The sequence below is a fragment of the Piscinibacter sp. genome, assembly GCF_047600445.1.
Lineage (GTDB): Bacteria > Pseudomonadota > Gammaproteobacteria > Burkholderiales > Burkholderiaceae_C > Piscinibacter.
The window spans coordinates 1,722,861-1,735,241 of the sequence record NZ_JASGKT010000002.1 but is presented as its reverse complement, the minus strand read 5'-3'; the positions used below and the strand labels follow the sequence as shown (position 1 = coordinate 1,735,241).

Annotated in this window: 11 protein-coding genes and 1 tRNA gene; 9 read left to right on the top strand and 3 right to left on the bottom strand. The window is 71.9% G+C overall.

All coding sequences use genetic code 11. The features are described from left to right. Positions 1-20: 20 nt before the first annotated feature. From hfq to QM792_RS12270, 8 genes are all read left to right on the top strand, one after another. A complete protein-coding gene (gene hfq / locus QM792_RS12305) occupies positions 21-263 on the top strand; it encodes an RNA chaperone Hfq (RefSeq protein WP_209386607.1) in 243 nt (80 codons plus the stop codon). Beyond that, positions 260-1,498: a GTPase HflX gene (gene hflX, locus QM792_RS12300; RefSeq protein ID WP_415150361.1), complete on the top strand. Its 1,239-nt coding sequence runs from the start codon at positions 260-262 to the stop codon at positions 1,496-1,498. The genes hfq and hflX overlap by 4 nt, the downstream gene beginning before the upstream one ends. Continuing rightward, positions 1,495-2,724, top strand: a complete 1,230-nt coding sequence (gene hflK / locus QM792_RS12295) for an FtsH protease activity modulator HflK (RefSeq protein WP_415150359.1) — start codon at positions 1,495-1,497, stop codon at positions 2,722-2,724. The genes hflX and hflK overlap by 4 nt, the downstream gene beginning before the upstream one ends. A gap of 21 nt (positions 2,725-2,745) precedes the next feature. After that, positions 2,746-3,636, top strand: coding sequence for a protease modulator HflC (gene hflC, locus QM792_RS12290; protein WP_415150357.1), 891 nt, complete (start codon positions 2,746-2,748; stop codon positions 3,634-3,636). A 6-nt stretch (positions 3,637-3,642) separates the two neighbouring features. Further along, complete coding sequence (locus QM792_RS12285; protein ID WP_415150356.1) at positions 3,643-3,843, top strand: DUF2065 domain-containing protein; 201 nt, start codon at positions 3,643-3,645, stop codon at positions 3,841-3,843. An 86-nt stretch (positions 3,844-3,929) separates the two neighbouring features. Beyond that, positions 3,930-5,087: an ATP phosphoribosyltransferase regulatory subunit gene (locus QM792_RS12280; RefSeq protein WP_415150354.1), complete on the top strand. Its 1,158-nt coding sequence runs from the start codon at positions 3,930-3,932 to the stop codon at positions 5,085-5,087. A 40-nt stretch (positions 5,088-5,127) separates the two neighbouring features. Continuing rightward, the gene (locus QM792_RS12275; protein WP_415150352.1) at positions 5,128-6,468 is read left to right on the top strand and encodes an adenylosuccinate synthase; all 1,341 of its coding nucleotides are present in this window, start codon (positions 5,128-5,130) and stop codon (positions 6,466-6,468) included. Positions 6,469-6,505: 37 nt separating this feature from the next. Continuing rightward, the gene (locus QM792_RS12270) at positions 6,506-7,027 is read left to right on the top strand and encodes a phosphoribosyltransferase (RefSeq protein ID WP_415150351.1); all 522 of its coding nucleotides are present in this window, start codon (positions 6,506-6,508) and stop codon (positions 7,025-7,027) included. 68 nt (positions 7,028-7,095) lie between these two features. Here QM792_RS12270 and QM792_RS12265 read toward each other — a convergent pair. Next, positions 7,096-7,180, bottom strand: a tRNA-Leu gene (locus QM792_RS12265). Between the two features lie 73 nt (positions 7,181-7,253). Between QM792_RS12265 and rnr the strand changes: the two genes are divergently transcribed. After that, a complete protein-coding gene (gene rnr, locus QM792_RS12260; RefSeq protein ID WP_415150350.1) occupies positions 7,254-9,491 on the top strand; it encodes a ribonuclease R in 2,238 nt (745 codons plus the stop codon). On the opposite strand, the gene QM792_RS12255 is transcribed toward rnr, so the two are convergent. Then, complete coding sequence (locus QM792_RS12255) at positions 9,492-10,994, bottom strand: NAD(P)H-hydrate dehydratase (protein ID WP_415150349.1); 1,503 nt, start codon at positions 10,992-10,994, stop codon at positions 9,492-9,494. 40 nt (positions 10,995-11,034) lie between these two features. Then, positions 11,035-12,381: an FAD-dependent oxidoreductase gene (locus QM792_RS12250; protein WP_415150347.1), complete on the bottom strand. Its 1,347-nt coding sequence runs from the start codon at positions 12,379-12,381 to the stop codon at positions 11,035-11,037.

The window sequence follows — 12,381 nt, the reverse complement described above, 5'->3', positions numbered from 1 at the left end:
CTTTCATCACGGAGCATATCGTGAGCAACAAAGGGCAACTCCTACAAGACCCGTTCCTGAACCTGCTGCGCAAGGAGCACGTTCCGGTTTCCATCTACCTGGTCAACGGCATCAAGCTGCAGGGCCACATCGAGTCGTTCGACCAGTACGTCGTCCTGCTGCGCAACACCGTCACGCAGATGGTCTACAAGCACGCGATCTCCACCGTGGTGCCGGGCCGGGCGGTGAATTTCCACGCCAACGAAACCCCCGAACAGGCTTGAGTTCTTCGCAGGCCCCCGTCGCCGCCGGCAGCCCCGCGCGGGCCATCCTCGTCGGCGTCGACCTCGGCGGGCGCGTCGCGTTCGACGAATCGCTGGACGAACTGGCGCTGCTGGCCGAATCGGCCGGCGACGCGCCGGTGGCGCGCGTGATCGCGCGCCGCAAGGCGCCCGACCCGGCCCTGTTCGTAGGCTCGGGCAAGGCCGACGAGATCAAGGCGCTGGTCGAGGGCCACCAGGCCGAGGCGGTGCTGTTCGACCAGGCGCTCTCGCCGGCGCAGCAGCGCAACCTGGAGCGCCACCTCGGCGTGGCGGTGGCCGACCGCACGATGCTGATCCTGGAGATCTTCGCCGCGCGCGCCAAGAGCCACGAGGGCAAGCTGCAGGTGGAACTGGCGCGGCTGCAGTACCTCGCGACCCGGCTGGTGCGGCGCTGGAGCCACCTGGAGCGCCAGCAGGGCGGCATCGGCACGCGCGGCGGCCCGGGCGAGGCGCAGATCGAGCTCGACCGGCGCATGATCGAAGACCGCATCAAGTCGGTGAAGGCGCGGCTCGAGCGCGTGAAGAAGCAGCGCCGCACGCAGCGCCGCGCGCGCGAGCGCAACGAAACCTTCCGCGTCTCGCTGGTGGGCTACACCAACGCCGGCAAGTCGACGCTGTTCAACGCGCTGGTCAAGGCGCGCAGCTACGCCGCCGACCAGCTCTTCGCCACGCTCGACACCACCACGCGCCAGCTCTACCTGGAAGAGGCGGGGCGCTCGGTGTCGCTGTCCGACACGGTGGGCTTCATCCGCGACCTGCCGCACAAACTGGTCGAGGCCTTCGAGGCGACGCTGCAGGAGGCCGCCGACGCCGACCTGCTGCTGCACGTGGTCGACTGCGCGAGCCCGGTGCTCGACGAGCAGATGGCCGAGGTCGAGCGCGTGCTCGACGAGATCGGCGCCGGGCGCATCCCGCAGGTGCTGGTCTTCAACAAGGTCGACAGGCTCGAACCCAGCCAGCGCCCGCGCGCGCCGCGCGACCTGATCGAGCGCGGCGGCGGCCAGCGCGTGCCGCGTGTGTTCGTCAGCGCGCTCGACGGCAGCGGCCTGGACGAACTGCGGCAGGTGCTGACCGAAGCCGTGGCCGGCACGCTGCACCCCGACACGCCGGCGTGCGAGGCCTTAGACGCGCGCTTCGCCGCCGACCCCGACGTCATCCACGCCCCCGCCACCGGAACCCACGATTCACAGGCATGAGCATGAATCCCCTGAACGCCCTCCGACTCGCCGCCGGCCGCCTGCTCAGCAACGGCCGCAACGACGGTCCGCCGGACCTCGACGAACTGTGGCGCGACTTCAACCGCAAGCTCGGCGGCCTGTTCGGCGGCAAGGGCGGCGGCCAGCGCCCCGGCGGCCCGCCGGAAGGCGGCGGCGACTTCCAGCCCGACATGAAGAGCGCCGGCATCGGCGTCGGCCTGATCGCCGGCGTGGTGGCGCTGGTGTGGCTGGGCAGCGGCTTCTTCATCGTGCAGGAAGGCCAGCAGGCGGTGGTCACCTCGTTCGGCAAGTTCAGCCACACCGCGGACGCCGGCTTCCAGTGGCGCATGCCGTACCCGTTCCAGGCGCACGAGACGGTCAGCGTCACGCAACTGCGCTCGCGCGAGGTGGGCCGCAACGCGGTGGTGCAGGCCACCGGGCTGCGCGACTCGTCGATGCTGACGCAGGACGAGAACATCATCGACATCCGCTTCACCGTGCAGTACCGGCTGAAGGACGCGCGCGCCTTCCTGTTCGAGAACCGCGACCCCGAGGAGGCGGTGACGCTGGCCGCCGAGTCGGCGGTGCGCGAGATCGTCGGCCGCACCAACATCGACGCGGTGCTGTACGAGCAGCGCGACGCGATCGCCGCCGAGCTGGTCAAGCTGATCCAGAGCCAGCTCGACCGGCTCAACGCCGGCATCATCGTCGCCAACGTCAACATGCAGAGCGTGCAGCCGCCCGAGCAGGTGCAGGCCGCCTTCGAGGACACGCTCAAGGCCGGCCAGGACGGCGACCGCACGAAGAAGGAGGGCCTGGCCTACGCCAGCGACGTGATCCCGAAGGCGCAGGGCACGGCCGCGCGGCTGCGCGAGGAGGCCGAGGGCTACAAGGCCGCGGTGGTGGCGCAGGCCGAGGGTGACGCGCAGCGCTTCGCCCGCGTGCTCACCGAGTACCAGAAGGCGCCCGCGGTGACGCGCGACCGCCTCTACATCGAGACCATGCAGCAGGTGTATTCCAATGTCAGCAAGGTGCTGGTCGACAGCCGCGGCAACTCCAACCTGCTGTACCTGCCGCTGGACAAGCTGATGCAGCAGGCCGGCGCGGCGGTGGCCGCGCCGCCGGCCGCGGCGTCGGCCGACGCCGGCGCCGCGGTGCAGTCTCCCGCGGCGCTGGACGCGCGTTCGCGCGACAACCAGCGCAGCCGTGAACGCGAAGGCCGCTGAGGCGAGAGGGAGAACCAGAACATGAACCGCATCGGATTCTTCGTCGGCCTGCTGCTGCTGGCCCTGATGGCCGCGGCCTCGACGCTGTTCGTCGTCGACCAGCGCCAGGTGGCGGTGGTCTACGCGCTCGGCGAGATCAAGGAAGTGATCACCGAGCCCGGCCTGAAGGTCAAGCTGCCGCCGCCGTTCCAGAACGTCGTCTTCCTCGACCGCCGCATCCAGACGCTCGACAGCCCGGACGTGCGCCCGATCTTCACCGCCGAGAAGAAGAGCCTGGTGATCGACTGGCTGGTGAAGTGGCGCGTGGCCGAGCCGCGCCAGTTCATCCGCAACAACGGCACCGACATCCGCAACCTCGAGACGCGCCTGTCGCCGGTGGTGCACGCCGCCTTCAACGAGGAGGTGACCAAGCGCACCGTCGGCGGCGTGCTGTCCACCGAGCGCGACAAGGTGATGCAGGACGTGCGCAAGCGCCTGGACGACGACGCCAAGGCCTTCGGCATCGAGATCCTCGACGTGCGCATCAAGCGCGTCGACTTCGTCGCCAACATCACCGAGTCGATCTACAGCCGCATGCGCTCGGAGCGCCAGCAGGTCGCCAACCAGTTGCGCTCGACCGGCACCGCCGAGGGCGAGAAGATCCGCGCCGACGCCGACCGGCAGCGCCAGGTCATCGTCGCCGAGGCCTACCGCGAGGCGCAGAAGGTCAAGGGCGACGGCGACGCGCGCGCCTCGGCGATCTTCGCCGAGGCCTTCGGGCGCGACCCGCAGTTCGCCGAGTTCTACCGCAGCCTCGAGGCCTACCGCGCCAGCTTCCGCAGCAAGAACGACGTGATGGTGGTCGACCCGGGCAGCGAGTTCTTCCGCGCGATGCGCGGCTCGGGCCTGGCCGGCGCGCCGGCGAAGAAGTAGCCGGCGGTGGGCGCGAGCGCCTGGGACCTGCTGCTCGCCGCGGGTGCGCTGATGCTGGTGCTCGAAGGGCTGCTGCCCTTCTTCAGCCCGGCCTCGTGGCGCCGGCTGTTCGAGCAGGCCATGGCCTTGAGCGACGGGCAGATCCGCTTCCTCGGCCTGTCGAGCATGCTGCTCGGCGCGCTGCTGATGCTGCTGTTCTGGGGCTGAACTGGCGCCGCGGCGCAACGCCGCGAGGCTTTTGGCGGGGGTGCGGCCGGTACAATGCGGTTTTTAATCCCGCGCCGGTTTTCCCCATGTCTTCTGCTTGGCTGCTGCCCGAGCACATCGCCGACGTCCTGCCCGCGCAGGCCCGACACATCGAAGAACTGCGGCGCGGCCTGCTCGACGTGGCGCGCTCCTTCGGCTGCGAACTGGTGATGCCGCCGCTGATGGAGCACATCGAGTCGCTGCTGTCGGGCACCGGGCGCGACCTCGACCTGAAGACCTTCAAGCTGGTCGACCAGATCAGCGGCCGCACGCTGGGCGTGCGCGCCGACGCGACGCCGCAGGTGGCGCGCATCGACGCCCACCTGCTCAACCGCGCCGGTGTGACGCGCCTGTGCTACTGCGGCCCGGTGCTGCACACGCGGCCCTCGGGCATGCGCGGCACGCGCGAGCCGCTGCAGTTCGGCGCCGAGATCTACGGCCACGCCGGCCTGGAAGCCGACCTGGAAGTGCTCGACCTCGCGCTCGACTGCCTGCGCGACGCCGGCCTCGCCGAGCTGACGCTGGACCTGGCCGACGCGCGCATCGTGCGCGCGCTGCTGGCCGGCGTCGACGCGGCGCGGCGCGCCGACATCGAGGCGGCGCTGGCGGGCAAGGACACGGCCGGCCTCGCCGAACTGTGCGCCGGGCTCGACGAGGCCTCGCGCCGCGTGCTGCTGGCGCTGCCGGCGCTGTACGGCGACGAGGCGGTGCTGGCGCGCGCCGGCGAACTGCTGCCGGCGCCGGCGCCGCTGCGCGCCGCGCTCGCCGACCTGGCGACGCTGGCGCGCCACGTGCGCCAGGCGCATCCGGAGGTGCGCGTCGGCTTCGACCTCGCCGACGTGGGCGGCTCGTCGTACTACAGCGGCGCGCGCTTCGCGGTGTATGCGCGCGGCTCCAGCGATTCGATCGCGCGCGGCGGGCGCTACGACGAGGTCGGCGCGATCTTCGGCCGCAACCGCCCGGCGGTCGGCTTCAGCCTCGACCTGAAGGAGCTGGCCGAGTGCGTGCCGGCCCGCATCGGCCGGCCGGCGGTACGCGCGCCGTGGTCGGAGGACGCGGCCTTGCGCGCCGCGGTGCGGCGCCTGCGCGAGCAGGGCGAGACCGTGGTGTGCATCCTGCCGGGGCACGACCACGAAGGGCAGGAGTTCGAGTGCGACCGCGAACTGGTCGCCGTCGGCGGCCAGTGGGCGGTGCGCGCGCTGTGAGCGCGCCACGGCCCGGGTGATTCATCGAGTGACACGAGACATGCAGCAACACAAGAGCGCGGCCGCCGGCCACAACGTCGTCGTCGTCGGCACGCAGTGGGGCGACGAAGGCAAGGGCAAGGTGGTGGACTGGCTGACCGACCACGCCGAGGCCGTGGTGCGTTTCCAGGGCGGCCACAACGCCGGCCACACGCTGGTGATCAAGGGCGTCAAGACGGCCTTGCAGCTCATCCCCTCGGGCATCATGCGCGACGGCGTGGCCTGCTTCATCGGCAACGGCGTGGTGGTCGACCCGACGCACCTGCTGTCCGAGATCGAGCGGCTCGAAGGCATCGGCCTGGACGTGCGCTCGCGCCTGTTCATCAGCGAGTCGTGCCCGCTGATCCTGCCCTTCCACGTCGAGGTCGACCGCGCGCGCGAGGCGCTGCGCGAGACCAGCGGCGCCGGCAAGATCGGCACCACCGGCAAGGGCATCGGCCCGGCCTACGAGGACAAGGTGGCGCGCCGCGCGCTGCGCGTGCAGGATCTGAAGCACCCCGAGCGCTTCGCCGCCAAGCTGCGCGAGCTGCTGGCGCTGCACAACGTGGCGCTGACCGGCTACCTGAAGTCCCAGGCGCTGACCTTCGAGCCGATCTTCGAGCACGCGATGAAGGTCGCCGCTCAGTTGAAGCCGATGCTGGCCGACGTGGGCTACATGCTGCACACGATCAACCGGCGCGGCGGCAACATCCTCTTCGAAGGCGCGCAGGGCACGCTGCTCGACATCGACCACGGCACCTACCCCTACGTCACCTCGAGCAACTGCGTGGCCGGCAACGCCGCGGCCGGCTCGGGCGTCGGGCCGGACATGCTGCACTACATCCTGGGCATCACCAAGGCCTACACCACGCGCGTGGGCGGCGGGCCGTTCCCGACCGAGCTGCCGATGGATCGGGAAGGCTCGGTGGGCCACCACCTCTCGACCATCGGCCAGGAGCGCGGCACCGTCACCGGCCGGCCGCGCCGCTGCGGCTGGCTCGACGCCGCGGCGCTGAAGCGGGCGATCATCATCAACGGCATCTCGGGCCTGTGCATCACCAAGCTCGACGTGCTCGACAAGCTGCCGGAGATCAAGGTCTGCGTCGGCTACGAGCTGCGCGGCCGGCGCATCGACATCCTGCCGCTGGACGCCGACGACGTGGCCGAATGCGTGCCCGTCTACGACAGCTTCCCCGGCTGGAGCGAGAGCACCTTCGGCGTCACCGAGTGGGACGCGCTGCCGCCGAACGCGCGCCGCTACCTCGAGCGCGTGCAGCAGCTCATCGGCGCGCCGATCGGCATGGTGTCCACCGGCCCGGACCGCGAGCACACCATCCTGTTGAAGCATCCGTACCGCGGCTGAGGGCCGCCCGCGCATCCATCTGGAGGAGAACGACCGCATGCTCACCGACGACGGCAAACATCTCTACGTCTCCTGGGACGAGTACCACATGCTGATCGAGCGCCTGGCGCTCAAGGTGCATGCCTCGGGCTGGGAGTTCGACCAGATCCTGTGCCTGGCGCGCGGCGGCATGCGGCCGGGCGACGTGCTCTCGCGCGTGTTCGACAAGCCGCTGGCGATCATGTCGACCAGCTCGTACCGCGCCGAGGCCGGCACCATCCAGGGCCGGCTGGACATGGCCAAGTACATCACCATGCCCAAGGGCGACCTGTCCGGGCGCGTGCTGCTGGTCGACGACCTGGCCGACTCGGGCGTGACGCTCAAGGCGGTGGTCGAGCGGCTGCGCGGCATGCCCTCGATCGCCGAGCTGCGCTCGGCGGTGATCTGGGTCAAGGGCGTCTCGAGCTACACGCCCGACTATTTCGTCGAGTTGCTGCCCACCAGCCCGTGGATCCACCAGCCCTTCGAGGAATACGACGACCTGCGGCCCGAGGGCCTGGCGAAGAAGTTCGTCATCTGAAGCCGCTTGCGGACGACACAAAGAAAAAGGCCAGCGCGCCGGCACTGGCCTTTTCGATATCAATCATCTGGTGCCCAGGAAGGGACTCGAACCCCCACGGTGTTACCCGCTAGTACCTGAAACTAGTGCGTCTACCAATTCCGCCACCTGGGCATTTCAGGAAGTCTTGGATCATATCATCAAAACGAATCAACACTCAACTCTCCCCGCCGTCGGTGCCGAACTGATGAGCGAAGTCGTGGGCACCGTGCAAGGCCACCGCGACGGCCACGGTTTCCTCGTGCGCGACGACCGCGCCAGCGGCGACATCTACCTCTCGCAGCAGGAGATGCGCTCGGTGCTGCACCGCGACCGCGTGCGCGCGCGCATCGTGCGCTACGACAAGCGCGGCCGCCCCGAGGCCCGCATCCTCGAGATCCTCGAGCGGCGCAAGGCGCCCATCATCGGCCGGCTGCTGCACGAAGGCGGCGTCTGGCTGGTGGCGCCCGAAGACAAGCGCTACGGCCAGGACATCATGGTGCCGAAGAACGCGATCGCCAACGCGAGCGCGGGCCAGGTGGTGGCCATCGAGCTGACCGAGCCGCCGTCGATGTACTCGCAGCCGGTGGGCCGCGTGACCGAGGTGCTCGGCGAGATCGACGACCCCGGCATGGAGATCGAGATCGCCGTGCGCAAGTTCGAGGTGCCGCACCGCTTCTCGGCGCAGGCGCTGGCGCAGGCTGCCGCGCTGCCGGAGAAGATCCGCCCGGCCGACCGCAGGCAGCGCATCGACCTGAGCGACGTGCCGCTGGTCACCATCGACGGCGAGGACGCGCGCGACTTCGACGACGCGGTGTACTGCGAGCCGGCGAAGATCGGCCGCGTCAAGGCGCCCAACGGCTGGCGCCTGGTGGTGGCGATCGCCGACGTGAGCCACTACGTGAAGCCCGGCGAGGCGCTCGACGACGACGCCTACGAGCGCGCCACCTCGGTGTACTTCCCGCGCCGCGTGATCCCGATGCTGCCGGAGAAGCTCTCCAACGGGCTGTGCTCGCTGAACCCGGGCGTCGAGCGCCTGGCGATGGTGTGCGACATGCTGGTCGACGCCGCCGGCGAGGTGCACGCCTACCAGTTCTTCCCGGCGGTGATCTGCTCGCACGCGCGCCTGACCTACACCGAGGTGGCGGCGATCCTGGCCAACACGCGCGGGCCGGAGGCGGCGCGGCGCGGCGAGCTGGTGCCGCACCTGCTGCAACTGCACGAGGTCTACCGCGCGCTGCTCAAGCAGCGCGTGCGGCGCGGCGCGATGGACTTCGAGACCACCGAGACGCAGATCGTCTGCGACGAGAACGGCCGCATCGAGAAGATCGTGCCGCGCACGCGCAACGACGCGCACCGGCTGATCGAGGAGGCGATGCTGGCGGCCAACGTCTGCGCGGCCGACTTCATCGCGCAGGCCGGGCACCCGGCGCTGTACCGCGTGCACGAAGGGCCGACGCCCGAGAAGCGCGCGACGCTGCAGAACTACCTGAAGGCGCTCGGCCTCGGGTTGTCGATCGGCGAGGAGCCGCGCCCGCAGGAGTTCCAGGCCATCGCCGCGGCCACCAAGGACCGCCCCGACGCCCTGCAGATCCACACCATGCTGCTGCGCTCGATGCAGCAGGCGATCTACACCGGCACCAACAGCGGCCACTTCGGCCTGGCCTACGGCGCCTACACGCATTTCACCAGCCCGATCCGGCGCTACCCCGACCTGCTGGTGCACCGCGTGATCAAGGCGCTGCTCGGCGGCAAGCGCTACCACCTGCTCAGCGGCAAGCTCGAGGACGCGCCCGCGCCGCGCGCGGCCAAGGGCCGCGGCAAGGGCAAGCCCCGGCAGACGCCGAGCGAGGAGATGGAGCGCTGGGAGGCCGCCGGCGCGCATTGCAGCGCCAACGAGCGGCGCGCCGACGAGGCCTCGCGCGACGTCGAGGCCTGGCTGAAGTGCCGCTACATGCGCGAGCACCTCGGCGAGGAGTTCTCTGGCACGGTCAGCGCGGTGACCGGCTTCGGCCTGTTCGTCACGCTCGACGCGCTGTACGTCGAGGGGCTGGTGCACATCACCGAGCTGGGCGGTGAGTACTACCGCTTCGACGAGCTGCGCCAGGAACTGCGCGGCGAGCGCAGCGGCATGCGCTACGTGATCGGCGCGCGCGTGCGCGTGCAGGTCAGCCGCGTCGACCTCGACGGCCGGCGCATCGACTTCCGCCTGGTGCGCGAGGGCGAGGACGACGCGGCGCGGCTGCGCGCGCGGCGCGAGCGCACGCTGGCCAAGACGGGCGCCGAGGAGGAGTTGGCGCGCGTGAAGTCGGCCGACCGCGCCGCCAAGGCCGGCACCAAGGTCAAGGCGAGGGGCGCCAAGGCGGCGCATCCGGTGAAGGCGGCCAAGGCGACGGCGCGCAAGACCAAGACGGCGGCGGCGCCGCGCCGCGCCAAGCGGCGCTGATCAGCCCGGCGCCGTCATCCGATCCGCCATCCGCTCGATCAGGTCGGCGGCGCGCAGCACCGGCCGCGCGGCGGCTTCGGCGGCGGCGCCGTGCCGCCACACCGCGTGGCGCGCGGCGCGCCAGGCGCGCTCGGCGGCGTCTTGCTCGTCGCGCTGCGCCCAGTGCCCGCCCAGCCAGCCGGCCAGCACGTCGCCGGTGCCGGCGCTGGCCAGCGAGGCGTCGCCGCTGGCGTTGATGCACGGCGCGCGGCCGGGCGCCGCGATGACGCTGCCCGAGCCCTTGAGCACCACGACGCAGCCGAAGCCGTCGGCCAGGCGCTGTGCGGCGGCGAGGCGGTCGGCCTGCACCTGCGCGCTGGGCACGCCGAGCAGCCGCGCGGCTTCGAGCGGATGCGGCGTCAGCACGCTGGCCAGGCCGCGGCCGGCGCGCGCGCGCAGTTGGCGGCGCAGCGCTTCGTCGGCGGCGACGGCGTTGAGCGCGTCGGCATCGAGCACCAGGCGCGCGCTGCCGGCCAGCAGCGCGGGCAGCACGGCGCGCACCGCGTCGCCGCCGCCGCAGCCGCACACCACGCTGGTGTGCGCCAGCGTGGCGGGGTCGGCGTGGCGCGACCAGCCCGGGCGCAGCATCAGCTCGGGCCGCGCCGCGTCGAAGGCCGGCGCCTGCGCGTCGAGCATCTCGACGAACACACGCCCCGCGCCCGCCGCCAGCGCCGCGCGGCCGGCCAGCAGCGCCGCGCCGGCCATGCCGCCGGCGCCGCCGACCACCGCCACGTCGCCGAAACTGCCCTTGTGCTGTGCGTGGCGGCGCGCCGGCGCGTCGCCGACTGCCGCGCCGCCGAGCCAGGCGGCGGGCGCCTCGCGCGGGTCGGCGATGCCGATGTCGTCGAACCACACCGTGCCGGCATGGTCGCGCCCGGCGGCGGTGAACAGGCCGGGCTTGAGCGTCAAGAGGCTCAGCGTGTGCGTCGCGCGCACGGCCTCGCCCAGCGGCTGGCCGGTGTCGGCCGCGAGGCCCGAGGGCAGGTCGATCGCCAGCCGCGCGCAGGGCAGGGCGTTCAGCCCGGCGATCGCCTCGCGCAGCGCACCCTCGGCGGCGCGGCTCGCGCCGATGCCGAGCAGCGCGTCGATGGCCAGGTCCTGCGCGCCCAGCGGCGCTGTGGCCTCGGCATGGATGGTCACGCCGGTATCTCGCGCGCGCGCCAGCGCATCGAGCGCGTCGTCGGCCTGCGGCTCGCCGAGCAGCACCACTTCCACCGCCTTGCCGGCGTGCTGCAGGCGCATCGCCGCATCCAGTCCGTCGCCGCCGTTGTTGCCCGGCCCGGCCACGACGCGGATGCGCTGCGCATGCGGTGCCAGCGCCAGCGCGAGGCGCGCCACCGCGTCGCCGGCGCGCTGCATCAGCGCGTGCGCGGGCAGCGTGGCCAGCGCCGCCCGTTCGATGCGCCGCGTGCGGACGACATCGAACAGCGGCAGGTCGGGGCAGAAGCGGTCGATGCGGCGCATCGTGCGAGGGTAGCAAACGAGGCGCGGGCTGGTGGCCCGCTCAGCGCAGGCGCTCGATGCCCAAGCCGTCCAGCGGGATCGGCGCCTCGCGCCCCTGCATCGCCTGCGCCAGCGCATAGGCCGAGCCGCAGGCCAGCGCCCAGCCGCTCGAACCGTGGCCGAGGTTGAGCCAGATGCCGGCGGTGCCGCTGGCGCCGATCAGCGGCGGGCCGTCGGGCAGCATCGGGCGCGCGCCTTTCCAGCGCTGCACCTGGCTCAGCCGCGCGGCGCCGGGGAACCAGTCTTCCAGCACCTTGTAGAGCGTCTCGATCGCGCGCGGGTCTTGCTTGTCGAGCCTGCCGCCCAGTTCGGCGCTGCCGGCCACGCGCACGCGCTGCCCGATGCGTGAGATGGCGACCTTGTAGCGCTCGTCCATCAACGCGGCGCGCGGCGCGCGCTCGGCGGCGCTGTCGTCGGGGCGCAGCGGCGCGGTGATCGAGTAGCCGTGCACCGCGCGCAGCGGCAGGCGCACGCCCAGCGGCTTGAGCAGCGCGGGCGAGCCCATCGCGGCGCAGACCACCACCGTGTCGAAGACTTCGTCGATGGGCTCCAGCGGCGCCGGCTCGGTGGCGACCGCGTCGCCGCGGGCGCTCGTGGACGGCTCCATCATCAACTGCGTCGATTCGGCCGGCGGCAGGTAGCGGTGCACCACCCGCGGCTGCGCGCCCGCCACGAGGCGCTGCACCTCGGTGTGGAAGCACCAGCGCGCGCCGAGCTTCTGCGCCTCGTGGCGCAGCAGGTGGGCGAACTGGCGGCAGTTGCCGACCTCGTCGTCGGGCAGGTGCACGCCGGCGTGCAGCGGCGTGTCGGGGTTGAGCGCTGGCTCCAGCTCGCGGCAGCGAGCCGCGTCGACGAGGTGGAAGCGGTTGCCGAGTTCCGTCAGCAGCTTCAGTCCCGGGCGCACCGCGGCGAGGTCGGCTTCATTGCGCAGCAGCACGAGGTAGCCGTTCTCGTGTTCGTAGTCGAGCTGCAAGGCCTTGGTCAGCTCGTGCAGGCGATGGCGGCTGAACACCGCCAGGCGCTGCATGCGCGTGCGGTTGGCCTGCCACACCTCGCTGCGGCAGGCGCGCCACCAGCGCCAGATCCAGGCGGCCAGCGCGGGGTCGAGGCTGGCGTGCAGGCGCACCGGCGCATGGCGGGCGAACAGCGAACGCAGCACCTTCCGCGGCATGCCGGGCGCGGCCCAGGGCGTGACGTAGCCGGGCGCGACCACGCCGGCGTTGGCGAAGCTGGTTTCGGCGGCGACGCTGCCGCGCCGCTCGAACACGGTGACCTCGTGGCCGGCGGCCACGAGTTCGTAGGCGGTGGTGACGCCGACGATGCCGGCGCCGATGACGGCGATGCGCAT

Bases quoted from the DNA above. Each gene is read 5' to 3' on its own strand.
- hflK (WP_415150359.1), top strand. From the start codon at position 1,495: ATGAGCATGAATCCCCTGAACGCCCTCCGACTCGCCGCCGGCCGCCTG.
- hflC (WP_415150357.1), top strand. From the start codon at position 2,746: ATGAACCGCATCGGATTCTTCGTCGGCCTGCTGCTGCTGGCCCTGATG.
- QM792_RS12280 (WP_415150354.1), top strand. From the start codon at position 3,930: ATGTCTTCTGCTTGGCTGCTGCCCGAGCACATCGCCGACGTCCTGCCC.
- QM792_RS12275 (WP_415150352.1), top strand. From the start codon at position 5,128: ATGCAGCAACACAAGAGCGCGGCCGCCGGCCACAACGTCGTCGTCGTC.
- QM792_RS12270 (WP_415150351.1), top strand. From the start codon at position 6,506: ATGCTCACCGACGACGGCAAACATCTCTACGTCTCCTGGGACGAGTAC.
- rnr (WP_415150350.1), top strand. From the start codon at position 7,254: ATGAGCGAAGTCGTGGGCACCGTGCAAGGCCACCGCGACGGCCACGGT.
- QM792_RS12255 (WP_415150349.1), bottom strand. From the start codon at position 10,994: ATGCGCCGCATCGACCGCTTCTGCCCCGACCTGCCGCTGTTCGATGTC.
- QM792_RS12250 (WP_415150347.1), bottom strand. From the start codon at position 12,381: ATGCGCATCGCCGTCATCGGCGCCGGCATCGTCGGCGTCACCACCGCC.